This is a genomic window from Pseudomonas sp. nanlin1 (genome assembly GCF_045571515.1).
Classification (GTDB): Bacteria; Pseudomonadota; Gammaproteobacteria; order Pseudomonadales; family Pseudomonadaceae; genus Aquipseudomonas.
Genome location: NZ_CP124218.1, coordinates 1985943 through 2011878 on the forward strand (window position 1 = coordinate 1985943; position 25936 = coordinate 2011878).

23 protein-coding genes and 2 pseudogenes are annotated in these 25936 nt (G+C 56.8%); 12 read left to right on the forward strand and 13 right to left on the reverse strand.

Annotation, left to right across the window (positions count from 1 at the left end; translation table 11 throughout):
• Nucleotides 1-15: 15 nt before the first annotated feature.
• A complete protein-coding gene (locus QCL65_RS09375; RefSeq protein ID WP_407315940.1) occupies nt 16-1443 on the reverse strand; it encodes an efflux transporter outer membrane subunit in 1428 nt (475 codons plus the stop codon).
• A gap of 86 nt (nt 1444-1529) precedes the next feature.
• On the opposite strand from QCL65_RS09375, the gene QCL65_RS09380 reads away from it, so the two are divergent.
• The 4 genes from QCL65_RS09380 to fabF all read left to right on the forward strand — a co-directional run bounded on the left by QCL65_RS09380 (nt 1530) and on the right by fabF (nt 7715).
• A complete protein-coding gene (locus tag QCL65_RS09380) occupies nt 1530-2144 on the forward strand; it encodes a TetR/AcrR family transcriptional regulator (RefSeq protein WP_407315941.1) in 615 nt (204 codons plus the stop codon).
• A gap of 74 nt (nt 2145-2218) precedes the next feature.
• The gene (locus QCL65_RS09385; protein ID WP_407315942.1) at nt 2219-3325 is read left to right on the forward strand and encodes an efflux RND transporter periplasmic adaptor subunit; all 1107 of its coding nucleotides are present in this window, start codon (nt 2219-2221) and stop codon (nt 3323-3325) included.
• Nucleotides 3322-6420 (forward strand): efflux RND transporter permease subunit, encoded by a 3099-nt coding sequence (locus tag QCL65_RS09390; protein WP_407315943.1) that lies wholly within the window; start codon nt 3322-3324, stop codon nt 6418-6420. Before QCL65_RS09385 ends, QCL65_RS09390 begins: the two co-directional genes overlap by 4 nt.
• Nucleotides 6417-7715, forward strand: coding sequence for a beta-ketoacyl-ACP synthase II (fabF, locus tag QCL65_RS09395; RefSeq protein ID WP_407315944.1), 1299 nt, complete (start codon nt 6417-6419; stop codon nt 7713-7715). The genes QCL65_RS09390 and fabF overlap by 4 nt, the downstream gene beginning before the upstream one ends.
• Nucleotides 7716-7766: 51 nt before the next feature.
• On the opposite strand, the pseudogene QCL65_RS09400 reads toward fabF, so the two are convergent.
• From QCL65_RS09400 to QCL65_RS09420, 5 genes and pseudogenes are all read right to left on the reverse strand, one after another.
• Nucleotides 7767-8285 (reverse strand): annotated as a pseudogene (locus QCL65_RS09400) (methyl-accepting chemotaxis protein); the annotation flags it as partial.
• Between the two features lie 615 nt (nt 8286-8900).
• Nucleotides 8901-9407: pseudogene (locus QCL65_RS09405) on the reverse strand (MCP four helix bundle domain-containing protein); the annotation flags it as partial.
• Nucleotides 9408-9666: 259 nt separating this feature from the next.
• Nucleotides 9667-10035 (reverse strand): hypothetical protein, encoded by a 369-nt coding sequence (locus QCL65_RS09410; RefSeq protein WP_407315945.1) that lies wholly within the window; start codon nt 10033-10035, stop codon nt 9667-9669.
• Entirely contained in the window at nt 10032-11009 is a 978-nt protein-coding gene (locus QCL65_RS09415) for a hypothetical protein (protein ID WP_407315946.1), read from the reverse strand. The genes QCL65_RS09410 and QCL65_RS09415 overlap by 4 nt, the downstream gene beginning before the upstream one ends.
• Before the next feature lie 389 nt (nt 11010-11398).
• Nucleotides 11399-11998, reverse strand: a complete 600-nt coding sequence (locus tag QCL65_RS09420; RefSeq protein ID WP_407315947.1) for a TetR/AcrR family transcriptional regulator — start codon at nt 11996-11998, stop codon at nt 11399-11401.
• Between the two features lie 71 nt (nt 11999-12069).
• On the opposite strand from QCL65_RS09420, the gene bdcA reads away from it, so the two are divergent.
• Complete coding sequence (bdcA, locus tag QCL65_RS09425; protein WP_407315948.1) at nt 12070-12783, forward strand: SDR family oxidoreductase; 714 nt, start codon at nt 12070-12072, stop codon at nt 12781-12783.
• A gap of 53 nt (nt 12784-12836) precedes the next feature.
• Here the strand turns inward: bdcA and QCL65_RS09430 are convergent, their stop codons facing one another.
• Complete coding sequence (locus QCL65_RS09430) at nt 12837-13652, reverse strand: alpha/beta fold hydrolase (protein WP_407315949.1); 816 nt, start codon at nt 13650-13652, stop codon at nt 12837-12839.
• Between the two features lie 179 nt (nt 13653-13831).
• On the opposite strand from QCL65_RS09430, the gene QCL65_RS09435 reads away from it, so the two are divergent.
• On the forward strand, nt 13832-14017 hold the full coding sequence (locus tag QCL65_RS09435; protein ID WP_407315951.1) for an ArsR/SmtB family transcription factor: 186 nt from the start codon (nt 13832-13834) through the stop codon (nt 14015-14017).
• A 320-nt stretch (nt 14018-14337) separates the two neighbouring features.
• On the opposite strand, the gene QCL65_RS09440 is transcribed toward QCL65_RS09435, so the two are convergent.
• Complete coding sequence (locus QCL65_RS09440; protein ID WP_407315952.1) at nt 14338-14829, reverse strand: GNAT family N-acetyltransferase; 492 nt, start codon at nt 14827-14829, stop codon at nt 14338-14340.
• A 171-nt stretch (nt 14830-15000) separates the two neighbouring features.
• On the opposite strand from QCL65_RS09440, the gene QCL65_RS09445 reads away from it, so the two are divergent.
• The 4 genes from QCL65_RS09445 to QCL65_RS09460 all read left to right on the forward strand — a co-directional run bounded on the left by QCL65_RS09445 (nt 15001) and on the right by QCL65_RS09460 (nt 17794).
• Complete coding sequence (locus QCL65_RS09445) at nt 15001-15645, forward strand: DUF2268 domain-containing putative Zn-dependent protease (RefSeq protein WP_407315953.1); 645 nt, start codon at nt 15001-15003, stop codon at nt 15643-15645.
• Nucleotides 15646-15760: 115 nt separating this feature from the next.
• Nucleotides 15761-16231, forward strand: coding sequence for a membrane dipeptidase (locus QCL65_RS09450; protein ID WP_407315954.1), 471 nt, complete (start codon nt 15761-15763; stop codon nt 16229-16231).
• Between the two features lie 139 nt (nt 16232-16370).
• Nucleotides 16371-16802 carry a DUF1810 domain-containing protein gene (locus tag QCL65_RS09455; protein ID WP_407315955.1) on the forward strand — a complete coding sequence of 144 codons (432 nt, stop codon included), beginning with the start codon at nt 16371-16373 and terminating at the stop codon, nt 16800-16802.
• 230 nt (nt 16803-17032) lie between these two features.
• On the forward strand, nt 17033-17794 hold the full coding sequence (locus QCL65_RS09460) for a DUF3841 domain-containing protein (RefSeq protein ID WP_407315956.1): 762 nt from the start codon (nt 17033-17035) through the stop codon (nt 17792-17794).
• Nucleotides 17795-18353: 559 nt separating this feature from the next.
• Here the strand turns inward: QCL65_RS09460 and QCL65_RS09465 are convergent.
• Complete coding sequence (locus QCL65_RS09465) at nt 18354-19340, reverse strand: saccharopine dehydrogenase family protein (RefSeq protein ID WP_407315957.1); 987 nt, start codon at nt 19338-19340, stop codon at nt 18354-18356.
• Nucleotides 19341-19472: 132 nt separating this feature from the next.
• Between QCL65_RS09465 and QCL65_RS09470 the strand changes: the two genes are divergently transcribed.
• Nucleotides 19473-20378 carry an AraC family transcriptional regulator N-terminal domain-containing protein gene (locus tag QCL65_RS09470; RefSeq protein WP_407315958.1) on the forward strand — a complete coding sequence of 302 codons (906 nt, stop codon included), beginning with the start codon at nt 19473-19475 and terminating at the stop codon, nt 20376-20378.
• Here the strand turns inward: QCL65_RS09470 and QCL65_RS09475 are convergent.
• Nucleotides 20365-21609: an MFS transporter gene (locus QCL65_RS09475; RefSeq protein ID WP_407315959.1), complete on the reverse strand. Its 1245-nt coding sequence runs from the start codon at nt 21607-21609 to the stop codon at nt 20365-20367. The two genes, QCL65_RS09470 and QCL65_RS09475, sit on opposite strands and share 14 nt — an antisense overlap.
• 32 nt (nt 21610-21641) lie before the next feature.
• Nucleotides 21642-22391, reverse strand: coding sequence for an SDR family NAD(P)-dependent oxidoreductase (locus QCL65_RS09480; protein WP_122386417.1), 750 nt, complete (start codon nt 22389-22391; stop codon nt 21642-21644).
• A gap of 207 nt (nt 22392-22598) precedes the next feature.
• Here QCL65_RS09480 and QCL65_RS09485 point away from each other — a divergent pair, with 207 nt between their 5' ends.
• Nucleotides 22599-23486, forward strand: a complete 888-nt coding sequence (locus QCL65_RS09485) for an AraC family transcriptional regulator N-terminal domain-containing protein (protein ID WP_407316761.1) — start codon at nt 22599-22601, stop codon at nt 23484-23486.
• A gap of 209 nt (nt 23487-23695) precedes the next feature.
• On the opposite strand, the gene tnpA is transcribed toward QCL65_RS09485, so the two are convergent.
• Nucleotides 23696-23992 (reverse strand): IS66-like element accessory protein TnpA, encoded by a 297-nt coding sequence (tnpA, locus tag QCL65_RS09490; protein WP_407315960.1) that lies wholly within the window; start codon nt 23990-23992, stop codon nt 23696-23698.
• Nucleotides 23993-24251: 259 nt separating this feature from the next.
• Entirely contained in the window at nt 24252-25928 is a 1677-nt protein-coding gene (locus QCL65_RS09495) for a hypothetical protein (RefSeq protein WP_407315961.1), read from the reverse strand.
• Nucleotides 25929-25936: the final 8 nt, after the last annotated feature.

Here is a 25936-nt window from a genome sequence, read left to right on the forward strand (position 1 = left end):
GGGCCAAGGCCCCTCCTACAGATCCCAGCCGCCGCCTAGGGCTTTGAACGTAGCGACGGCAGCACGGGCTGACTCAGCCTGGGCCCGCGCCCGAGCGTCCGAGATCGCAAGGGTGCGTTCCTCTGCCCGCAGCACATCGATCAAGCTCGCCGCCCCTGTTTGGTAAGCCACGGACTGCGATTGCTTAGCAGCTACCAGCGCTTTCTCACCTTTCGAAAGTGCGGCTATCTCGTCCTGCCCATGCCCAAACGCGGAAAAAGCGTTTTCCACCTCCTCGGTGGCCCGCAGCGCCGCTTGGCGATAGAGGGCAAGTGCCTCGGCTTCTTGCCCTTTAGCCAAGTCGATCTGCGCGTCGATTCGGGCAAAATCAAACAGCCGCCACCTTAGGCCCAGTACTCCTGCCCACTGGCTGGCGCCACTGGAGAACAGCTGACCGCCGGACACCGTGGTCGAACTGCCAAGCAGCGCGCTCAGGGAAAATTTTGGGTAGTACTCGCTCACTGCTGCGCCGATTCGAGCATTAGCGGCCGCAAGCCGTCGCTCGGCTAGGATCAGATCGGGCCTACGGCGCAATAAGTCATGGGGGGTTCCTGCCGCATCAGGGGCGGACAAGGTTGGAATGCGGGTTGTCACCGACAACGCTTCCCTATGGCTACCCGCGGGGCTGCCCAGCATGACATCCAGGGCGTTCATGGCGGCATCGAGCCCTTTTTCAAGGGCCGGCACAGTGGCTTCAACTTGAGCTAACTGGCCTTCTACTTGGCTCAACTCAAACTGCGCAGCCGCACCTTTTTCATACATCAATTGGGCTTTGTCCCGCAGTTGGCCCAAGGTCGTCATCTGTTGTCGAGCAATGACAATGCGCGCCTGTAGGCCACGAATCACGATGTAGAGATCGGCGGTCTGTGCGGCGACGGCGAGCTGGGTCGCCGCGACAGCAACATGGGCAGCCTGGTAGTCGGCCAGCGCAGCCTCTCTTTCACGACGCAACCCACCAAACAGGTCAACCTCCCAGCCGGCCTCCAAGTTCGCCTCGTATGAATTGCCGTAGCGGCTATAGCCAGGCTGTGAGTCCAACACTTGCCCAAGCGGGGTCTCTACAGATTGATAGGCGCGGCCTGCGCTGGCGCTGACGCGGCCAGATGGCAAGAGCGCGGCGGACGCTGCGCCTAAACCGGCGCGGGCCTGGGCCAGGCGAGCATTGGCTTGGTCTATATCCAGGTTGTGCGCCAGAGCCTGCGAGACCGATTGGCTGAGTGTGGGATCGTCGAATTTTTTCCACCAGCCACGTTGATCGTCGGGCGCTTGGTTCACCTTTGCTGGCCCTTGGGACTGATACCGTGGCCCTAAGGGTATGTCCGGGCGCTGGTAATCCGGGCCCACAGTACAGCCAGCGGTTAACGCTGTGCTGATCGCCAGCGCATAGCTACAAAGCGAACGCATCGAATGAACCCACCCTAAAAGTTAGTGACCATATTACGATATGGTCACTTGTTGTCAACGTAGGTCCATCGAGATAAGCTGAATTCATGACCAGCACAATTCCAGCATTCCCCTCACGAGGCCCCTCTGATCACAGCGTTCGTGACCAGATTGTGGAAGCCGCCACGGAGCATTTCGGGCACTACGGTTACGAAAAAACCACCGTGTCCGACCTCGCCAAGGCTATCGGCTTTTCCAAGGCTTATATCTACAAATTCTTCGGGTCCAAGCAGGCCATCGGCGAGATGATCTGTTCCAATCGCTTGGCCATGATCATGGCAGTGGTCGATCAAGCCATCAGCACAGCACCTAGCCCTTCCGAGAAGCTGCGGCGCCTATTTCGCGCGCTGGCGGAGGCCGGCAGCGAGCTGTTTTTCCATGACCGCAAGCTCTACGACATAGCCGCCGTCGCCGGTCGCGACAACTGGCCTTCAGCTGCCGCTCACGGTGAACGCCTGCACCTGTTGATCAAACAAATCCTGCTCGAGGGAAGGGAAACCGGGGAGTTCGAACGCAAGACGCCCCTGGACGAAGCGAGCCTGGCCATCTACCTGGTGATGCGGCCATACATCAACCCCGTGCAGCTGCAATACAACCTGGATACGGCCAGCGTGGCGTCGGAGCTTTTACCGGCGTTGATTCTAAGAAGCTTGGCACCCTAAGTTGTGACTATTGACGAAATCGGTCACTAGTATCAAAATCGGATTCCTTCCCGCTTACCCGAGTACGGAATCCCATGCCTTTGTTTCGAGCTTCTACGTTCGGCGCGTGCCTACTACCTTTGTTCTTAGTGGCGTGCGACAGCCAGCCAAACAATCACGACCCCCGTACCCAGCCACCGCTGGTGCGAGTGGCCAGCGCCGAGCGTGCGCCGAGCAGCCATCGCTCGTTCACCGGTGTAGTGGTGGCTCGGGTGCAAAGCGACCTGGGCTTTCGGGTGAGCGGGAAAGTCATCGAACGTCTGGTCGATACGGGGCAAGCGGTCAAACGCGGCCAGCTTTTGCTGCGCCTGGATCCCTTAGACCTGGAGTTGCAGGCTAAGGCGCGCGAACAGGCTGTTGCGGCCGCCAAGGCGCGGGCGTTACAGGCGGCCGATGATGAGCTGCGCAATCGCGATTTAGTCGCCGCCGGGGCCATTTCGGCGGCCGCTTACGACCGTATCAAATCGCTGGCCCAGACCAGCGGGGCAGAGTGGCTGGCTGCACAATCACAAGCTGCCGTAGCGAGGAATGAGACAGGCTACGCCATTCTGACGGCTGATTCTGACGGGGTTGTAGTGCAAACCCTGGCTGAACCGGGCCAGGTAGTCAGCGCTGGCCAGCCTGTCGTAAGGCTCGCTAGGGCTGGCCGCCGCGAAGCTATCGTGCAATTGCCCGAAACAATGCGCCCGGCACTGGGCAGTTCCGCCCAGGCCACATTGTTTGGTGGCAGCGGCCCTGCCGTCAGTGCTCAATTGCGCCAGCTCTCCGATGCGGCGGACCCCCTGACCCGGACATTCGAGGCTCGCTACGTGTTAGAGGGCGAGCATGCCAACGCGCCGCTGGGCTCAACCGTCACCCTTGATATCGCGCCAAACCTACCGGCGGCAAACAGCCTGAGCGTTCCCCTGGCTGCCATTTATGACCCAGGCAAAGGGCCAGGGGTCTGGGTTATTTCCGGGACTCCCAGCAAGGTTTCCTGGAGAGCCGTGCACATCACCCGTGTGGGCGACGATAGCGCCACCATCCAAGGCCTGCAGTTGGGCGAGCAGGTGGTCGCCCTGGGCCCACACTTGCTGCAGGAGGGCCAGGAAGTACTCGTTGCGCCGAAAGATTCGCCCACCCTGGCCGAGGGCAGACCATGAACGGCCAGGGTTTAAACCTTTCAGCTTTTGCCGTACGCGAGCGGTCTATCACGCTATTTCTTATTCTGCTGATCGCTGTGGTGGGTACGCTTTCGTTCTTCAAGCTGGGCCGCGCCGAAGACCCGCCCTTTACGGTCAAGCAGATGACAGTGATCACGGCCTGGCCAGGCGCTACCGCGCAAGAGATGCAGGATCAAGTGGCGGAGCCCCTGGAAAAGCGTCTGCAGGAGCTCAAATGGTACGACCGCAGCGAAACGTACACCCGCCCCGGCATGGCATTCACCATGCTGTCTTTGCAGGATAAAACCCCGCCAGCCGAGGTCGAGGAGGCGTTTTATCAGACGCGAAAAAAGCTGAGTGACGCAGCGCAAAGCCTGCCGGCTGGCGTAGTGGGGCCCTTGGTCAATGACGAGTTCTCGGATGTCACGTTTGCGCTGTTTGCCCTCAAGGCCCCCGGCGAACCCCAGCGCCTGCTCGTGCGGCAAGCCGAGACGCTTCGCCAACGTCTGCTCCACGTCCCGGGGGTGAAAAAGGTCAATATCATCGGCGAACAATCCGAGCGGATCTTCGTCTCTTTTTCCCATGCACGCTTAGCCACACTCGGTATTACGCCGGAGCAGATCTTCTCGGGGCTGAACGGCCAGAACATGCTGGCGCCGGCGGGCGCGATTGAAACCAGTGGCCCCCAAGTGGTCGTGCGGCTCGACGGTGCCTTTGACAAGTTACAAACCATCCGCGATACCCCCATCATCTCAAATGGGCGAACGCTCAAGTTAGCCGACATCGCAACAGTGGAGCGCGGTTACGAAGACCCGGCAACCTTTCTGGTGCGCAATCAGGGGGAACCGGCGCTGATCCTTGGGGTGGTGATGCGCGAGGGCTGGAACGGCCTCGATCTGGGCAAAGCGTTGCGCGCTGAAACCGCGAAGATCAACCAAGCGATGCCGCTGGGCATGACGCTGTCGCCAGTGACCGATCAGGCCGTGAACATCAGCTCTGCCGTTGACGAATTTATGGTCAAGTTCTTCGTCGCCCTGTTGGTGGTGATGGTGGTGTGCTTTTTGAGCATGGGCTGGCGGGTAGGGGTGGTGGTAGCGGCGGCGGTTCCGCTCACCTTAGCCATTGTGTTTGTGGTGATGGAAGCTACCGGCAAGAACTTCGACCGCATCACCTTGGGCTCGCTGATTCTGGCACTGGGTCTGCTGGTAGACGACGCCATTATCGCCATCGAAATGATGGTGGTGAAAATGGAAGAAGGCTACGACCGGATCGAGGCTTCGGCCTATGCCTGGAGCCATACGGCGGCTCCCATGCTGGCCGGTACCCTGGTCACGGCCGTCGGCTTTATGCCCAACGGCTTCGCGCAGTCCACCGCCGGTGAATACACCAGCAACATGTTCTGGATCGTAGGTATCGCGCTGATAGCGTCCTGGGTGGTAGCCGTCGTGTTCACGCCTTACCTGGGGGTAAAAATGCTCCCGGCGATCAAGCCCGTTGAAGGCGGGCACGCGGCCATTTACAACACCGGTCATTACAATCGCTTTCGCAGGTTTCTGACACTCGTTATCCGCTGGAAGTGGGCGGTGGCGGGCGTTGTGATCCTCGCCTTCGCCTTGGCGATTGGGGGCATGGGGATGGTCAAAAAGCAGTTTTTTCCTACCTCAGATCGTCCTGAAGTCTTGATCGAAGTGCAAATGCCTTATGGCTCATCCATCGAGCAAACCAGCGCCGCGACAGCGAAAATCGAAGCTTGGCTGCAGAAAGAGCAGGCCGCGAAGATCGTCACTTCCTACATCGGCCAAGGCTCACCGCGGTTCTATCTGGCAATGGCGCCGGAACTTCCCGACCCATCTTTCGCCAAGATCGTTGTGCTTGCCGACAGCGTCGAGTCACGCGAGGCACTGAAACTGAAAATCCGCGAAGCCGTCGCCCAGGGTCTGGCGCCTGAAGCCCGGGTGCGGGTGACCCAGCTTGTGTTTGGGCCTTATTCGCCTTTCCCGGTGGCCTATCGAGTGATGGGGCCAGACATTGCCAAGCTGCGAGAAATTGCCGGCCAGGTCGAGGCCGTCATGCAGGGCAACCCCATGATGCGCACGGTCAATATCGACTGGGGCGCACGGGTACCCGCCTTGCATTTTTCCCTTGACCAGGACCGGCTACAAGCGCTGGGGCTGAGCTCTGCCGCCGTGGCCCAGCAGTTGCAGTTTTTGCTGTCAGGCGTGCCCATTACCGCCGTGCGCGAGGGCATCCGTTCGGTCCAGGTCGTAGGCCGAGCGGCGGGCGACATTCGCCTCGACCCTGCGAAAATCGAAGGTTTCACCCTAGTCGGGGCCGCAGGGCAGCGAGTAGCACTGTCCCAGGTTGGCGCTGTTGAAGTACGCATGGAAGACCCGATCCTGCGACGCCGGGATCGCATTCCGACGATCACTGTACGCGGCGATATCGCTGAGCATCTTCAGCCGCCCGACGTTTCCACAGCCGTCATGCAAACGCTGGCGCCCATCATCGCTCAGCTCCCTGACGGCTACCGCATCGAACAGGCTGGGGCGATTGAGGAGTCGGCTAAAGCAACGGCCGCTCTGGCGCCCCTGTTTCCAATCATGATCGCTATCACGCTGCTGATCATCATCCTCCAAGTCAGGTCAATGTCGGCAATGAGCATGGTGTTCCTGACTGCCCCCCTGGGGCTGATAGGCGTGGTACCGACGCTACTGATATTCAACCAACCCTTTGGGATCAACGCGCTGGTGGGCTTGATTGCGTTGTCCGGCATCCTGATGCGCAACACGCTGATTTTGATCGGGCAAATCGATCATAACGAGAAGCAAGGGCTGGACCCATTCCACGCTGTGGTCGAAGCCACCGTGCAGCGCGCGCGCCCGGTGTTATTGACGGCATTGGCGGCGATTCTCGCGTTCATTCCGCTGACCCATTCGGTGTTCTGGGGGACCCTGGCCTACACGCTTATAGGCGGCACCTTTGGCGGCACGATCATGACCCTGATCTTTCTTCCGGCCATGTACGCAATTTGGTTCCGCATCCGCCCAGATACGAAACCTGCGCCTATCAATGACACATTTGGAGAGACGGCATGAAAAATCGAGAGAGCCAGCAACGTATCGTCGTGACCGGCACCGGCCTGGTCACCCCGCTGGGCTGCGGCGTTGACTACGTCTGGCCGAGACTCCTGGCAGGGGTTTGCGGCATCAGCAAACTTGCCGATCACATCGGTGAAGGCACTGGCGTTGGCGTGGCCGGCCAAGTGCCCACCCCGGAGCTGGACCCCGCAGCGGGTTACAACCCCGATGCGCTGATACCGGCCAAGGAGCGCAAAAAGATGGACCGCTTCATCGAGTTCGCTTTGGTGGCTGCCCACGAAGCGCTCGCCCAAGCCAATTGGCACCCGACCGATGAAGCCCAGCGCCAGCGCACCGCCACGGTCATCGGTTCAGGCGTGGGCGGGTTTGCCGCCATCGCTGAAGCCATTCGCGTGACGGATACGCGCGGCCCACGGCGGCTGTCGCCGTTCTCGGCGCCGTCTTTCCTGGCGAATATGGCCGCCGGCAATGTCTCCATCAGGTTTGGTTTCAAAGGCCCCCTAGGCGCGCCAGTGACCGCGTGCGCGGCCGGTGTTCAAGCGATCGGAGATGCGGCGCGGCTAATCCGAAGTGGTGAAGCGGACGTCGCCCTATGTGGCGGTACCGAAGCGGCCATCGACCGAGTCACGCTGGGCTGTTTCGACGCAGCAAGGGCGCTGTCCACAGGCTTCAATGACAAGCCCGCCGAGGCCTCCAGGCCGTTTGACCAAGGCCGCGACGGATTCGTGATGTCCGAAGGCGCAGGCCTGTTGGTGATCGAATCCCTTGAGCATGCCCTGGCCCGAGGCGCGACCCCGCTGGCGGAACTGGTGGGGTATGGGACGAGTGCCGATGCCTACCACCTGACGGCAGGGCCCGCAGACGGCAGCGGCGCTCGGCAGGCGATGGAGCAGGCCCTCAGGCAAGGGGGTATTAGCGCCGCCGAGGTCCAGCATATCAACGCCCATGCCACCTCAACGCCAGTGGGTGATAAGGGCGAACTGGCGGCGATACGGGCCTTATTTGGAACCCGTGCGGGCCTTGCCGTCACCGCGACGAAGTCGGCGACCGGCCACCTGCTGGGTGCGGCAGGCGGCGTAGAAGCTATCTTTACCGTATTGGCCTTACGCGACCAGATCGTGCCGCCGACGTTGAATTTGCGCACGCCCGACGAGACCGCCGAAGGCCTCAACCTAGTCGGGCCAGAGGCACTGGAAACACCGATGACCTATGCGCTTTCGAACGGTTTTGGGTTCGGCGGCGTCAATGCCAGCGTGCTGTTTCGTCGCTGGGAGAATTTGCAGCGTGAATAATGATAGGCGCTCTGCCGGGAAGCCAAGCCTCAGCCAGCAGAAGCCCTCGGGCTAGGCCGCGCCAAAAAACGCCACTTTTTCGCTGAGACCATCGGCCAGCTTGGCAAGCTCCGTACTTGCCATTGCCACGTGCTGGGAGCCAGTGGCCGTCTGCACCGTGGACTCGTGGATACGGTTGATATTTTGCGCCACATCGTCGGCGACCGCGGTCTGTTGCACCGAGGCGCTGGCGATCTGCGCATTCATATGATTGATCGCCCCCACCTGCTCGCTAATCTTATCCAGAGCCTTTTGTGCATTTTGGGTTTTCGTCACGGTTTCAGTGACCAGGTCACAACTGCTGCGCATGGTTTGCGCGGCCACATCGGTTCCGCTTTGCAGCGTGCTGATCATCTCGCGGATTTCTTCAGTCGACTTTTGCGTACGGTTAGCCAACGAACGCACTTCATCGGCCACTACCGCGAATCCGCGCCCGTGCTCGCCGGCTCGAGCGGCTTCAATGGCAGCATTCAACGCCAACAAATTGGTCTGCGCGGCAATGGAGTTGATCACTTCTATGACCGATTCGATTTGCTCACCGTGTTTGGAAACCTGGTCGACGGTCTGAGTGGTTTGCTGCAAAGCCACCGCCAACTGCTCGATCGCCAGGGTAGTGCTGGCAACCAAGTGGTGACCACCTTGCACTTCAACCTCGGCCCGGCGTGAAGCCTCAGCCGCTTGCGCGGCGTAGCCGGACACTTCGCTCACCGTGGCGGCCATCTGAGTAATGGCTGCGGCCACTTGCTCCGCTTCACGGGTTTGCAGGCTGATGTGTTCATTATTAGCCGAGGAGGTGACGGACAACTGCAGCGAGGAGCGATTGACCGCTTGCGCCGCATCGCGCACCTGTTGAATGGTCTCGGCTAAATGGCCAAGCGCATTTTTCAACACCCCCATGACGCTGTTGGGGTATGCCGTGGTGATGGATTGGTGCAGATCACCCGCGGCCAATCGCTCAATGGCCAATGCCACCTCGGGAGGCTCCGCGCCCAAGGTGGATTTAACGAAGCGAATAATCACAACCGATAGAAGAATGCTCAACAACAAGGCGATGCCGGTTGCGATAAGCATCAAGCTACTGAATTGGCTGGCAGTGGCTTTAACCGAGCCGAGCTTGCCATTGATGGAGATTTCTTCGTAGTCGATCAGGGCATTGACGCGCTTTAGCCACTCGCTGTAATCCGCAGATGTCTGTTGCAACAGAAACGCTTGCGCCCCAGCAATATCCCCCGCTGTGCGCAGCGCAATCAATGCCTGGGTAGACTTCAGGGTTTTTTGTTCGATGTCCTTGATCGCGGCCAATAGCTGACGCTCCTGGGCCGTCACGCCGGAGTTGTTGAACAACTGATCCATGGGGGCCGCCGAGTCGGCGTAGGCATCTTCCAGGGTTTTCACTTCTGCCAGGTGTTTCTTCAACGCCGCGTCATCGGTGACCAGCACGGCATCGCGGATTGAAATAGCGCGGTTGTGCACACTGCCACGAAAATTAATCGCATAACGCTGCACTTTGGCGGCGTTTTCGCTCACATCACTGAGCGTGGAGTCGATAAACGCCACGCGTTGGATGCCGATCGCCGTGATGATCGCCAGGAGTGCCAAGATGACCGCGAAGCTAAGGCCAATTCGCATGGCGAGTGAAAGTGAAGTTTTCATAGGAAGCTCGCGAACTTAACAACGAAGTAAGGGGGGCGGAGGGGAGTCCGTATGTTCACCCTGTATCGACGTGACACCGACGACCTTTAGGCTATTTCGTTGTGCTGAGTAGGGTGCTCGGGGCGAGGATACGGCCAGGCTGGGATGGGATCGATGCCGCTGGGAGGCTGAACCGGCCTTATTGGCTAAACTGGCAGCGGCGGCGCCGATACGCAACAGCGAACAAGCAGGAGGACGCTAACTACAATCATCCGCCCCTTCACAGGGGCAGTGCATGATGAAAAATGATTAGCGCAGTGAACAACACGACGTGAATGCCCAACAAGCCGACCAGCAACTGCTTCGACCGCAACGGGAAGCGTTGCACCTCTCTGACATCAATCAACCCCCTGCGCACGAAGATCTTTGGTGTGGCTAGCACTAAAGAGATCAACCCCGTGCGCATTAACTTGCCCGGTAAACCTCTATGCTGAAAGGCATTTTTATTGTTGGTGATGAAGGCGCAGTGGATAAGCAGTGACTCAAAGCGCTCTGTGTATTTATGCGCGACGTAACATTGCGCGACCATGGCCAGCGCCATAGGCGCGAGAATCAACAACGCAACCAGCCCAGGGTCGACCTCGTTCATTGCGATACCTCTCGATACAACAAGTCACCCGCCCACTGGCCTGTTGTGCTACCCATGTCCCCCCCGATCTTACCTCCCACAGCGCCACCCACCACCGCACATGCCAAGGCTCCTGCGCCGCCTGTACTAATTCCTAGCACAACTGCACAAACACCCGTGCCGGCCATACCGCCTAAATATCCGCCCGCACTGCTGCCGGCTAGGCTTCCTATCAACGCCGGACCTTCCACGTATTTGGCGCGACGGCACTGTTCTTCTCGCCCTATTGTGCAGGCTTTGTGAATAGATAAACCTTTGGACGCAGTATCCAGTGCGGTACCGATATAAGCGCCTTTTTTGACCAGATGGGAGGCTTTGGCTACGCCAGATACTTTATCGGCGTAACCAGCGATTTCGCCCCTATGCAGGTAGCTTTTGGTCGAGATCCCCAATGCTTGCTTGATTTTTCCCTGTTTACGTAAGCCTGAACCGTACGCCGCAATATTCCCCAATTGCTTCTCGAGCTTCATGAACAAAGCGGTACGTTTTGCGTAAAACGTATCTCGGGCGGGCAGGGTGCCGGAGCGAAGGTAATCACGGTGTATTTTCTCGATCTCCTCCAGAGTGGTCTTGATGTTCCCCAGATGCTTGCTCCACCCATCGCTGGCCGCACCAGCGCCAATAGCAGCATTGGCCAGAACGCTTTGCAGCAAATCGAAGTTTTCCAAAAAAAAATCGTCCGCCTCCACCCCGTTGGTCAGCAGATCGATGTGTACCTGAGCAGCCTTGGCCATCAAAAAAGCTTCGTGACTGGTACAGGAGGCGGTATGGGTGCCGCCCACAATAACTAGCTCTCCGGCCATGACCACGCTGTTGGCAATATGCGCATTCAATACATCGAGTTTGCCTATGGCGTGCCCCGACACCTGCAGGCTAGCTTTCAAAGACTGGTACGACTGGGTTCTGGTATTGATGAAAGTGCGTGCTTCAGACATGGCCGTTCCTCACGCACACTTCGTATTTTCAATCCCAACCCTGTTGTAACTGGTGAACTCAGTCCAGTGTATATACTGCGTATCAAGAGTTTTGCTAGATATCTCGTAACATTGTATGAAATGATCGAAAGCCACAATTACCGCTCCTTGGTGATGGGGATTTCAGGCCAATCGTAGCACGCACAAAATGCCATAAAGCAGTTCTTCATTTCATTTTGTGATATTGATTTCTACACAATGTTCGCATGTAAAACTCTAGGTGGAGTGGTGAGGCTGTCGCGTTCGTCGTCCTCTCTACAATCCGTGTATGCAATTAACCCTAATCTGTAGCGTTGGTAACTGGTATTCGCTTCTCCCCAATGAGATTCAATAAAATGTCTTGGCCGTATCTAGGTTCTGTCACGTTCGAGCACCTGAGCAAGCGCCTCCCCAGCCAGCCTGGCCGTCGCCAGCAACCGCTCCAGGCTTTGCCCATGGCGGGCGCTGGCCGAGAGCCCGGCCATGGTTGTGCAGACAAAATCGGCCAGCCGATCCGCCTGTGCCGGGCAGTGCTCGGCAATGCTGTTTCGAATGACATCCTGCGCCGACCGATGATAGCCACAGGCCGCCTCGCGCGCCTCGGCGTCGTTACTGTGGGTACCTTGCAGCACCAGGCAGCCCGTGGCCAAAGGGTCGGCTGCATAGCTGCGCGCGGCCTGTTCGAGTAGCTGGGCGAGCGACTCAGCCAGCGGCAGGCCCGCACTGAGGATCTGCTCAATAGGCACGCCGCCGACCAGGAAGTACCGATCAAGCACCTTCGCGTACAACTGCGCCTTGCTGCCAAACGCTGCATAGAAACTCGGCGGGTTGATACCCAGCGCCTTGGTCAGGTCGGTCACGCTGACGCCATCGTAGCCTTTGCTATGAAATAGATGCTGAGCCGTGACCAGCGCTTGCTCTGGGTCGAAACGGCGCGGTCGGCCGCGAACGGGTAATGTTTTTGTAGTCATGATTACAAAAGTATTTGACAGGCTGATGGGTTCTTATTGTAGCATCCACTACATTAATCAGGAGCTCGATCATGTCAGATTTTAAAAACAAATCCGTATTGGTACTGGGTGGTAGCAGGGGGATCGGTGCCGCCATCGTCAAACGCTTTGCCGCCGATGGCGCCAAGGTCGCCTTCACCTACTCAGGCTCGCCCGAGGCTGCCGGCCAGCTTGCCACTGAAACCGGCGCCAGCGCCCATTCGACCGACAGCGCCGACCGCGATGCGGTGATTGCCAGAGTTCGCGACAGCGGCCCGCTGGACATTCTGGTCGTCAATTCCGGCATCGTCATCTTCGGCGATGCCTTGGAACAAGACCCCGACGCGGTCGATCGCTTGCTGCGCATCAACGTGCACGCGCCCTACCACGCCTCGGTGGAAGCCGCGCGGCAAATGCCCGAAGGCGGGCGCATCATCGTCATCGGCTCAGTCAACGGCGACCGCATGCCCATGCCCGGTATGGCGTCCTACGCCTTGAGCAAATCCGCCCTACAAGGCATGGCCCGCGGCCTGGCAAGGGATTTCGGCCCACGGGGCATCACCATCAACATCGTCCAACCCGGGCCGATCGACACCGAAGCCAACCCGGCGGACGGCCCGATGAAGGATTTGATGCATAGTTTTATGGCCATTAAACGCCACGGCCGCTCTGAAGAAGTGGCTGGGATGGTGGCTTGGCTGGCGGGGCCGGAGGCGGGGTTTGTGACCGGGGCGATGCATACTATTGATGGGGCGTTTGGGGCTTGAGTGAAGTAGAGGTGGACAAGACGCTTGTCCACCCACAACAGCTGCATTTTCTACTATCGCCTAATCGTGTTCAGCACCGCCGCCACAATAGCTTCCGGACAATCTTCTTGAACGAGGTGACCCGCATTTTCGATGGACACGCATTCCTGACCGGAGATTAGCTTGGCAAGCAGGTTGCCCTTTTCACGGGGGATCCATTGATCATGTTGTCCCCAAAGAACGGTCACAGGGCAATCGAGTCGGTCGTATAACCCCTCGACTTCATCGGTAAAGACCTGATCCATCTGTGCAATTTGCCGATAGAACGCTGCCTGACCAGTTACGCCTAACCAAGGTGCAGAATAAATGTCCATGGCCTGCGCCGATAGCGGCTGGTGGGCCGAGGTTTGCAGATAGGCTTGTAAGAGCGCGCGATGCATATAATCCGGCAACCCCAAAAATGCTTGCTCATGTTGGCGCACATGCTGAACGAACGGAGAGCCCCAAGGGGCCAGAGCGACCGCATCGAAAATCGTCAGGGACGAATAGCGCAAGCCGTTCAGATAATAACCTCGCAGCGCGGTAGCACCTCCGAAGTCATGGGCCAGAACATCGGGACGTTCAAGGCCCCACTCTTGAAACAGCGCCTGTAGCACCTTGTTCTGCACACCGAGCGATACATCTTGGCCGAGACGCTGCTCTGACTGGCCATAGCCCACCAAATCGAAATAATAGATCGTCCGGTGACTGGCAAGATGAGGAACGATCCGCCGCCATACTTGGGAAGAAAAAGGTGTGCCATGGATTGCAACAAGTGCAGGACCTTTACCTATCCTTCCCCATCGCACAGCGCTGCCCTCAATGAAAGCAGTGTTCGGGAGATCGAGCATGGCGATTACCTCATATTGTCAATTAGCTAAATGACGATATGATGCTTCCCATGGATAGATCAAGACAAATAACCGCAATGGCCAGCGAGCAGCGTTTGAAGGTACTTCAGTTGCTAGCTTCCCCACACCTACACTTCAGCCACCAGTGGTCTGCAGACCCCGTCGAATACGGCGTCTGCATGACGCTGATTGCCCAAGCCCTCGACATAGCACAACCCACTGCTAGCAGGCATTTGGCGATACTCAGCGAAGCAGGGCTCATACGCGTGAGAAAGCATCAGAAATGGTCGTATTGCAAACGGGATGAGGTCGCTATCCGCGATTATGTGCGATGGTTGGGTGGGCAGTTGTTGGTGGAGGATTGAAGGCGCGTTTGTAAAGCAAAAAGTATCGGGTCGTGGCAGGTCTCTGCTGGTTAATGGATGATCGTGGGGGAGGGCAGCTTGCGGCCGATTCTGTTGAAAAAGTCGGTCTTCCCAAAGCGCTCGAATATTGATGGACGACAACAGGTCTTTGCACTCTGCTACTTGAAATCCGAGCCTTGAACCGTCTGTCAAAAACTCAGATTTCAATCTCAGTCGCTTAATTTCTTGCAATGGAAACTAGGGCCGACTTTTAACAGAGCCGGCCGGAAGCAGCCTTTCATCAAAGGCTGGACCCAGCAACCTATTCCCAAAATCCTCATTCAAAAAACAGTCTTAGCCATCTCCGAAGTAGCCCCCCACCCCAGCCCCTCATACACCGGCCTGCCGGCCTTGGTCGCGTGGAGTACAGCAAAACTCATCCCGCGTTGCGCAAACTCCGCTTCAGCCAACTTCATCATTGATGATGCCAGCCCGCGCCGGCGGTGAGAGGGTTCGACGAAGACGTTTAGCACATAGCCGCGCTGGTCTAAGGTCGGATGGGAAGGGTGAGGTGGCCAGTCGATATTCATCAGACCTATCGCCGCGACAATCTGCGCTTTGTCCACCAGCGCAAAGCCGTAGTAGCGGCCATCGAATAGGCGCTGGTGCAACCAGGGCCGGAAGTGCTCAGTCATCACCCGCAACTGTGATGGGTTTCCTCCGGCCTCTAGGAACATCGTTTCGCGCTGCGTACAAATGAGCTCAAGGTCTTTCGGCCCTAGCCGACGGGCCGTCAAGCCTGAAAAATCGATGTTGCCGGGAATCTCTTTCATCGTAGGCACCTTACCGGAGCGGTCGATGTTAGGGCGGTGGCGCGTAGCGTGTTAGACACAGATCGAATAAAAGCGCGCCATACAGCGACCGCGGCGGCGGGGGAGTGGGCATAATACGCAGGATTATCTGAAGAACGTGCTCTGCAAAGTTTTACGCCAGGAGGCTTCCCCATGACGTCCATAAATTTCCATTTCATCGACGCGCGCGGCACGCTTATCGATCATCGCCATTGGCTTCATAGCCGTCTGTTGGAGACCTATGAAAAAGCCAATACGTTGATGCCGTTGCGCCCACTCGATGTGATTGTGAAAGCTGGCATTCATGTGATTCCAGAAAAAGGGCATCTAGGGCATGCGCCCGAACCCGGTCTTATTATTCTGACGCTAGACCCTACGAGTGCAATTTTCAGGGCCAACCAGGACGCATCGCTTGAACGGATGTTCGCCCATGAACTCCATCATGCCGCCCGATGGGATGGGCCAGGTTATGGGGCATCATTAGGTGAAGCGCTAGTTTCGGAGGGGTTGGCGGGTGTTTTTGCGCAGGAAGTCTGCGGCGGATTACCTGAACCCTGGGAGCGCCTCGATGTGTCTGACATTCGGCGCTATGTCGCCATGGCCGCGAGCCAATGGAGCCGCACGGATTATGCCCACAACGAGTGGTTTTTTGGTGCATCCGAGCTGCCGAGATGGTTGGGTTATTCACTCGGATTCCAGCTGGTTAAAAGATATCTGCTGGAGCATAAGGGCAGCAGCTCTGCCAGCCTGGTGGAGATGGAAGCAGAGGCATTTCGGGGGATGCTCGGAATTATCTAGATACTGCCCGCGTCGCTACACCGGCAGTTTCCGTAACTCTCCACCTTCCTGTTCTAAACGTTGCAGATACGCCGAGGCCCCCAAGACTTCGGCAGAAGCCTACCGAGTATTAGTTTTGAATCCTGCACACTTTGCGTTTTTCTCTCACACCAATGTGAAAGCGCTTTTTGACCACCCGCGCACAATCGACGACGAACAAATATTCGCCTGTGCCCGCCAAGGTGGGGTGATTGGGCTGACGGGTATAGGCCTATTCTTAGGTGACGCATCCGCTTCTGTGAACGCCTACATTCGACAAATCGACTATCTGGCAGAACGCATTGGCACAAGCCATATTGGGATAGGTCTGGACACCGAGTTGCACCCCGAGCATAAGGATTTGCCAGAAGGTGAAGAGGAGGGCGATTGGTGGCCGATTGAGCGCTATGGCCAGATGAATGGGCATACTCAGTTGCAGCCTGAGGCACTGGGCGAGGTCGCGCGACAATTAACGCGCTTGGGTTATTCCGATGCGGATATCCACGCGATCTACGGCAATAATTTTATGCGTATTGCAAAGGCAACTTGGCCTCGACCTTCACCATGAATGAATCGCTTCATGGGTGATTCCTGTGGGTGCATTCAGATAAATCTGGGTTTTTGACCTTCGGCTAAGCATCGGCGGTCCACCCTAGACAAAAAGCAGCGCTCAAGCGCTTAGGGTATGTCCACTAGGAACACTCATCATGAACGATCCTTTCAATCTCTCTCGATTTGTTGATGCACAGCGCCCGGTTTTCAGCCGAGTCATGGATGAGCTGCACGCAGGCCGTAAGACGAGCCACTGGATGTGGTTTGTATTTCCACAGCTAAAGGGGCTGGGCATGAGCGAAACGGCGATGCGCTTCGGCATCACTGATAGCTTAGAGGCTCAAGCTTATCTGGAGCACCCGGTGCTCGGGCCGCGCCTTGTGGAGTGTGTCCAAGCTCTGCTCAAGCATGGCGATTCCAGCGCCCTGCAGATTCTCGGCTCGCCTGATGATCTTAAGCTGCGCTCGTGCCTGACATTGTTCAACGATGTCCAACCTCTACTACCGTTGTTTCAGCGGGCGCTTGATCAGTTCTTTGGGGGGAGGCAGGACGACAGAACAATTCAGTTGCTGCGTGGGCTTGGGTAGTGATTTTGCAGAGCCTCAACGGCGTTGCTGATTGTCAGCAGTCCTAGCTATCAGCCCGCATGCTGATTTTTCATAGAAGCGTTGACCCAATTTTTCAACATGATCGATCGACTTCTGCCGGTCGAGATACATTCAATGCATTTCCTTCGTAAGCGGATGGCGAACACACCTAGGGGAGAGCGCACGTTCGGCGACTAATCGGCCTGATGAAGCGATTTGCGGACATAACCTTGGGCTCGACGTGGGAAGATGGTTATCTGAGCTCTGAGAGCTTTCTGTCGTCGAGCGCGGGATTCCAGCGTGGCCGCCCCTCATCAATCATTGAGCTTAAATCCCAGATGCATTCGTCGCCGACATCCGCCATTCAGAAATGGCAAATAGAATTTTCCAAAAATGGTCGCGTAAAGTGTTGGACGCTAATGGAGCGCTCGACTTGGCAATTGCTGGAGGCGGGGGGCCTGCTTACATGCCCCATCGGCGAAGCTAACGACGACCCGAGCTTTCAGAACGCATATGCCTGGATGAAGGACTCGATGGCCAGCGCTGGGATACTTGCACCCGAGCCGGGCATATCTCCCTGGTGGTGCTGGGTAAGGCGTGAGGAGAACCATCCCGAGCCTTACATTGAGGACACGGAAGGTCTACATGATCCGGTGGTGCTTGAGCTGTCTGTTCCATCAGAAGAGATCGTGCTGTCGTGCTTCGACCTTTGGCATTTTGTACTCAACAAGTGCTACGTCTCGGCGTCGGAGCTTGATGAGCAGGGTTTTGATCAGGCTCAGGAGCGTGCAGAGGAGGGCTCCGATGCGGCGCTGCAACTCCAACGGCGGATGCGGAAATCGTGGTCGGCAGTATTTGAGCTTGACCAAAACGCGGTGGACATGGGCGCGTTTGAAGCGAAGAGTATCCAAGGTTGCTTTTGGACTCTGAGGTTATCCGACGTGACGTCCATCGTGGAGCGAGACGTTCTCTCGTCAAATTACCAACCTTAAGTTTTCTGGGTAATCTGGTTACGACATCTTGGGCGGGCTTCGAGAGAGAGGCACTCACGAAAACATCGTAACCTTCCGGCCAAGTCATCTACGTGAGCAAGTAGGCCCGTAGTTGGTAAGCGTCCAGCCAACACGTATTCCGAACTCGCATATTCGAGACCGACGGCGTCCGCACATGCACCTAAGGGCGATATGAGATTTGAAAGACGTTCTTACGCGTTTGCCGACGCAGATGGCGAGTGAAATTTACGAACTGCTGCCGCATAAGTGGCATTTGGTTTACTCTCGCAAGGCATAATGCCTGGTCGCACACGATCGGGGGAGGTATCCGTAGTAACTACATCGTTACCGCTGAATGACACCAATGCCTGCATGGCCGCCGGTATGGCGGTGTTAGGGGCATCCACCCGAGCCCAGGACGCTTTCGGTGATGTACATGCAAGAGTGTCACCTTAGTGTTCGTGTCCACGCGTCTGTGGATTGGTTGATGGAGCACTCGGCAGCATATTCTCATGTGCGGCCGTAACCAGTTGGCGGCGTGCCTCCAATCGCTTGCGTGTTATACGACGGCTTCATCGGTGATCGTTGTGCCTGCGATGGTTTCTGCGAAATCACCGCCGAACAACCGCGCGGCAGTTTCAAAACCCGCCTGCCGTTCACCCTCCATTACCCGCCGCGCCGCTTCCACTGCGGCGACAGGGGTAAACGAATAGCCGTTGACGGTTTCGATCCGCGAACGCGCGATTTCGCCGTAGGCCCCTACAACTTCCGCAACTGCGCGGGCTCTGTGCGCATCTCGATGTGCAACGTCGGGCCCGTCAGCCAACTGCGCGAGATCACCCTCTGGAAAGGCCTCGCCGGAAATATGTACGTACATGGCGATATTGGCGATGCCTGTGGAGCGCCATGCAGTCACCAGATCACCAAAAGGCAACGGTGCACAGAGCACGGGTCCGTCGCCAAAATCGAAGTAACGAGGTTGTATTTCTGGCGTTAAAACGAGTTCGCCGTCCACTCGCGACAACTGGCCCGCGCCGATAATTTCGCTGACGCTTTTAGCAGAACCACGCGACATGGAGCCAGGTACTTGCAACGCTATGCTCAGGGTGTGAGGCTTAGCGACCCGTGCCGCGACATGCACAGCCAAGCTGTCGGTCGTCACAACGTCCCAGCCAACGCCAGGCAGCAACATGACACCGGACTTTGCCGCCTTGGCACCAAGCCGTTGCGCAAGGCGGTAAACGTTGATCTCTGCGGTGATATCCAGATAGTCGATGCCAGAGTTGATGCAGGCATTCATTAGGGCCTCTGCTGTTTGCGCGAATGGCCCCGCGAAGTTCAGCAGAACAGAGATGCTGTCCAAATACCGTTCGGGTTGGTCATTGAGGGTGAATACCCTGTACGGTACGTCTAGCTGTGTAGAAAACGCCTTCAAGGGCTCGGCGTTACGCCCAGCGATTTCGAAATTCAGTCCCAACGCCTTAGCGCGTTCTGCCGCCATGCGGCCGGTATAGCCAGTGGCTCCGTAGATTAAAAGTGTGCCCATGAGGGTGACTCCGCTGTGGTTTAGATGAGCTACCACAGTAGAGCGTGGCGTGGGCGCGGGCGAAGGCATTCCTACCCCGGACTTGCCTGTTCCTACCTTTCGCTTATTACGCAAAAAACGACGGAGATCACCATGTTGGCCAAGGACACACCACTGAACGAGCTGCGACGCCTAGCTTCGAAGGCAGAGAACCGTATGACTGAAACGGGCATTCCCCGCGTCTCGATGATTCAGGGGGATGTTCCCAAGCATTTGCTGGCTGCCGTTTACGCGCCCATGATCAACTTCATTTTGCAGGGCAGCAAAGCGATGACCGTTGGCGAGCGCACTTTGCGCTACGACCCGGCCACGTACTTTGTGATGTCAGTCGATTTGCCCGCCGTGGGCACCTTGCATCCTGCACCAACGGGGGAACCGTACCTCGCTGTTAGCCTGACACTCGATCTGACGGTGCTTTCCACATTGATGTCTGATCTGCCAAAAAGCACCGAGATTTTCGAAGACAACGCAGGGTTTTCAGTCGCAGCCGTTACGCCGAAATTGATGGATGCGTGGGTACGGATGTTGGGCTTGATGGAGACACCTGATGAGGTCGCGGCCCTGGCCCCGATTTACGAGCGTGAAATTCTCTTTCGGGTGTTACAAGGGCCTCACGGCTGGATGTTACGAGACATCGCTGCACCGGACACCGCTATGGCTAAGGTCAGTGTGGCGATTCAGCACATACGCAACGACTTTGCCGACCCTATCCGCGTAGAGAGCCTTGCCAGCAAAGCCGCCATGAGCGTGTCGGCGTTTCATCGCCACTTCAAATCCATCACCACCCTAAGCCCATTGCAGTATCAGAAGCGGGTTCGGTTACTTCAGGCGCGAACCCTGATGATGACCAACCCCGGCAGCGTCAGCAGCGCCGCTTTCGAAGTGGGTTATGAAAGTGTCAGCCAATTTACCCGTGATTACACGCGTGTTTTCGGTCTGCCGCCTGCGCGAGATACCGCCAGAATTCAAGCCGAGGTCAAGCCGTTCAGGGCTGAGTGAGTGATACAGGCGTACCGCGAAAAAAGTGCGCGATGATCCATAACGAGCCGCACAAAGTTCCCGCTGCGCCAACCCAAACGGCGCTCGTCAAGCCGTAATTATCGACGGTGATTCCGCCAACTAATGCCCCAGCGCCCATAAATAACTGGCCCATGGAGACGAATAGCGCCGCAGCACTTTCCAAGTGATTAGGCGCAGCGTTGAAAATCCAGCTCTGGATCGCGATAGGTAGCATCCCAAAGCCGAAGCCCCACATCACGACTGCGAAGGTGACAACTGCTGGATTTTTTCCTAGGGCCGCTAACAACAGCATCGAACAGCCCAGAACCAATGATGTACTCAATACTGCCAGGCGCAGATTTCGTCCGACCCACCAACCGCAAAACAGATTGCCGAGAATCCCGGCAATGCCGTAGGTGAGAAGTAGCACACTGAGTGCGCTGGGTTCAACGCCGCTCACCTCTCCCAAGTATGCGGCGAAATAGGTGTAAGCGCAGAACTGCCCGGTAAAAATCAGCGCCACGGCCACCAGACCAAGTTGCACGTTAGGTATCTTCAATACGCTTGGAACGTGCTTTAACCCTGATGACGGCTCGGGACGGATAGCTGGAAGAAGCCTAACCAGTGCCAACACCAGCAACGCGGCTAAAACAGCTGACACCGCAAAACTCATGCGCCATCCAAACAAAGCACCAAGCATCGTTCCCGCTGGTACGCCGACAACAGTGCCCAACGTAACGCCTGAAAAAACGATGGATGTCGCTTTCCCCACCGCGTCAGGCCGTAGCCGCGCACCGAGCGAAACACCAATTGTCCAAAAGCCACCGACTGCAATACCCAGCACAACACGGCCTAGCAACAGTAACGGCAAACCATTTGCGCAGGCGATAAGCGAGTTGGAAACGACGAGCAAACTGAGCAATACCCAGAGGACATGGCGGCGGTCAAAGGCGTTGGTAAGACCGATGGTCAACAACGCAGAGCAGGCAGCCACCACACCGGGAATAGTGATCATGAGACCTGCCTGTCCCTGCGTTATCCCCAGATCGTTGGCGATTTGCGGCAGTAAGCCCACGGGCAGGAACTCCGCCGTGACCAGCGCAAAAGCGCCAATGCCGATGGCGGCCACTGCACTCCATGGTGCCGGAGCAGGTGGTAATGCTGAGGTGGTGTTTGAATCCACCAGAACTATTTGGGTCATGATTGAAGCCTTTTGGTAATACAGGCGCACACGGGTTGCGCCTGATGCGTATAAGGGGGCCGTTAGTAACCAACCCCACGCACGCCACCCGATGCTCGGATCGATTCACCAGTAACCCAGTGCGAATCCTCGGACGCCAGGAACACGGCCAATGGCGCGATATCTTCAGGCTCGCCAAAGCGGCCTAGCGGCGTGCCGGCGATCAGTTTTTCGCCAAACTCACCGTCGAAATTGCCTTTGGTGAGCGGGGTATTGGTGTGACCAGGCAGGATAGAATTGACGCGGATGCCTTTCGCGCCGAGTTCACGCGCCAAGGCAAAGGTCAACGTGTCCACAGCCCCCTTGGTTGCCGAATAGACGCTTGATGCCAAGTACGGATCGGTGCTGAGGATAGAGCTGATATTGATGACGCTGCCCTTGCCGTCAAACAATTTCACTGCCTCACGGACTGCTAGCAGATAACCCAAAACGTTGACGTTGAATTGATGATGGAACGCGTCCTCGGTAAGGTCTTCAATCATCTGAAACACCGCAACACCCGCGTTATTTACCAGAATATCCAGGGTGCCGAACTCAGTGGCAACAGTTTCGAACAAGCGCGTTACATCAGCGCCTTTGCTCATGTCCGCTTGAACTGCGATGGCTGTGCCGCCGTTCTCTTGGATGAAAGCAACAACTGCGTCTGCCTCCGGCTTGCTTGAAGCGTAATTGATAACAACCGTAGCGCCTTGCGCGGCTAATGCTTTTGCGATACCTGCGCCGATACCTTTGGAGGCGCCGGTGACAACGGCAATTTTTCCTTCAAGTTTCATGGGGTGACCTTCTTAGGTTGACTGATGATTTGCAAAGCTCGCGACGGTTAAGGGTTCAGCCCTTTCCGCCTACCAACAGTATTCAGTCAACGTCCGATCAAACCTTTGCCGGTTCCTATCCAATCCTTGCCTGTTCTTATCAGCGCGCTTGCGCGATGCTCGGGGATACGCCATGTTGCGACCATGACTAATCCTCTCATCACACCCATGGATGAACTGCGCAGCATCGTCATGCGTGCGCAACACACCTGGACTGAAACCGGCCTGCCGCGCGTGGCCATGGTCAAAGCAGAAGCATGTGCCAGTAGGGTTTACCAGCCCATGCTGCACATTGTTCTTCAAGGCGAAAAAACGCTGACTATCGGTGACCGAGTTCTGAACTACGGCGAGGCGACCTACTTCGTGGTGCCGGTGGACGTGCCAGCTACCGGTGAGATTTACCCGAGCGGGCCGCAGCAGCCTTACCTGGCACTGAGTTTGGACTTGAACACAACAGTTATTGCGTCTCTGATGGAAGGCAGTAGTACAGAAGCCGCGCAAGTGCCGGCCAAGTGCTTTGCACCTGTGCCCGCATCGTCAGACATGATCGACGCTTGGCTGCGTATGCTGCGGCTGATTGATCGCCCGAATGAGGCTGCGGTTCTAGCACCGATGATTGAGCGTGAAATTCTATTCCGCGCATTGCAGGGCCCACTGGGTGCGGTGTTGCGTGAACTCGCTCGTCCTGAAGGACGCCTTGTGCAAATTCGCCGCGCCACCCAATGGATTCGCGAGCACTACACCGAGCCCTTTCGCGTGGAGCCGCTCGCCGCCATGGCCGATATGAGCGTGGCAGCCTTTTATCGACATTTCAAAGCTGTCACGACGATGACGCCCATCCAGTACCAAAAAAAACTGCGTTTGCTAAAAGCGCGCTGGCTGCTGCTGTTTGAAACCCAAAATGCCTCCTCCATCGCATTTACCGTTGGCTATGAAAGCGCTTCACAATTTAGTCGGGAATACACTCGTTTATTTGGTTTTCCTCCAGCTCGAGATGCAGCCAGATTCAGATCGCCAACAGATGGGATCAACGTAGACACGACGCAAATGCCGTAAGCTAGCTGATGACACATGGTCTTGTGCGTCGGCGCAAGGTTGGCTCTAAATAATGTCTACCCTTGACGCACTATCAGTCCTTCACATCGCGGCTACCGGCCAAAAGTGTTTAAAAATCTTCGCCAAAATTGATTTGCGCGAGCCTGTGCTAAATCTGACATTCATCGGCACTACACAGTCTCTTTGGGACTGAGTCGCTAAGGTATTGCCTAGCCTAAACTTTGGCTAGATGACTTTGCCGGACGCATACGCGGGTGCTGGATCTCAACGCAGATATTCGACGATGCAGCTTGCGAGTTTGCTCCGGCCAGCTGCATGGGTAACGGAATAAATGCGGGTTGCAGCGCCGTGCTTTTCTGCGCCTGCACCCGAATCCATTTATGGACGAGGTTTGCATTGAGGCTATGGCTGAGTGCGATGCTGGCAATCGAAGCGCCGGGCTGGACACACTCTTGAATGACCTGAGCCTTGAAGGATTTGGAATAGGAACGGCGTGTTGGCTGCATGAAATATTTGCTTAAAAGTCTAGAACTGGTGCCCACTTAAATTTAAGTGCACACCATGTCTTGGCTTTGCGGGGCTGGGTAGATGAGTTGCCCGGACGGTTACTGACATTGTTCAACGACCGCACGCTGATTTTGCATAGAAGCGTTGACCCAATTTTTCAACATGATCGATCGACTTCTGCCGGTCGAGGCACATTCAATGCAATTCCCTGAACAGACTTAACCTGAAACCAGTGCAATGCATATGCCGTAGAGGCGCTCAGAGTGCCTGAAACTGCTCAAGCAGCAGGTCTTCTTCCGCGCGCTTATCCACTAGCGATGCGTCGAGCTCTGAGTTAATGCCAGCTAGCATCTTGCTTCGATTCACACCCAGCACGTCGGCCTTATCAACCAGGTACACCGCCATGGTGGAGATAATACCTGTGGCCGCCCCGACGATGACTGCGGTAGCGGTGTCGGCAAATGGTACGAGGAAGGGGACCATCATCATCGACTTGCTGACAGCTTCTTCCAGCAGCACGCCACCTACGATGATGCCGCCCCCCACTAGCACCTTAGATGCCTCGTGGATGCCCTCTCGAAGCCCCATCCCCTCAGGCCGGACAATCAAAGCTTTGCAAGCCCCAACCAAAGCATTGCCACCTTCGCGGATCATACGAACAGCCCGCTTGGCAGTGGTCAGAAAAGCATTGATCAGTACAGTGACAAGGTTCGCCAGGAAGCCGCTGATAAAACCTCCAGCTGCGGCAGAAAGCACAGCTTTCCATTGCTTAGCCACTCTTAGCCCGATCCGCTTTAGGCGGCGCTTGAGTTCAGCGAATACTGAATTGCCATCGGCTCGGCCGTTGTTGTACCAGTCCTTGACCTCATCAAATATCCCGGCAAACAATTCGACCAGGATGGCCCCCATGGCGGCCTGAAATGCCGCGCGGCCACCGGCAGTAACGCTGGTCTTCAAGCAGTCATTTCGAAATTTTGGGCTCCGATAGTAGGCGTCGTTGATCTTCTTCTCGTTGGCCGCCCGCGCCTTCCTATCAGCCTCAAGCAACAGCTCCGGATTTGCAGCAATCTTTTCTTGCTCTTTGAGCTTGGCGAGTTCGTCTTTTTGCTTTTGGCTCATAGGCTCGCCGGCATCTGCCTTCGCCTGTAGCCTTGCTTGTTTCTTGGCTCGCTTTTCTTTCGTCTGTTCTAGCCACTGCACGTATTCAGTGGCTGTTTTGGTGCCCATGGCCGAGTTTGTTGAGTACGAAGTGATCTGCAGGTTTGTGGATGAGTTCGCCAGGTCTACGCCATCCAATCCTGCAAGGATTCTGCCGGCATCGTTGTGAATTTCTTCGGCGGCGATGACATGGTCAATGCTATGGCTGTCACTACGCTGGGAGCTCATTTGCTCGCCGGTGTAAGCATCCGTCACATTGCCTTCCACCCGATCGCGCGTGCTGTCCTGGCTCATCTTTTTATACGCTGGGTCACGGTGGTGATAGTCCTCCTTAACCCTCTGGGTGTACTCACCCCTGTCCGCGTACTTCTGAGCGGCCTCATCAGTGGCATACACGCCAGCCCGGGCGTTGTGGACCGTATCCACAGTGCCGCCAGTCTTATCGTAGGCACTGAGCATTTTCCCAACGCCAAAAGGCCCAGCGATTGCCTGGAGCGCTGATCGACGCGTGTCAGAGAAAAGACGCTCTATGCGCTGTGAGTGAAAGGCAAGCTCAAGCTCGGAGAGTCTCGCTGAAACTGCAGTTTCGGCAACATCAGTGAGAGCAAAAAAGACAGGCTCCTTGAGGAATGCATGGGCGAGGAACCGTTCATCTACTGGCGCACTCAGGACCCTCTGCGAGTCAGATGGGGAGGGCAGGGCAACAAGTGAAGTAGCACTACGGATTTGTGCAAGCAACGCTTGGGTCAAGCGGAATCGGTCGGCACTTACGCTCATCAGCCAGG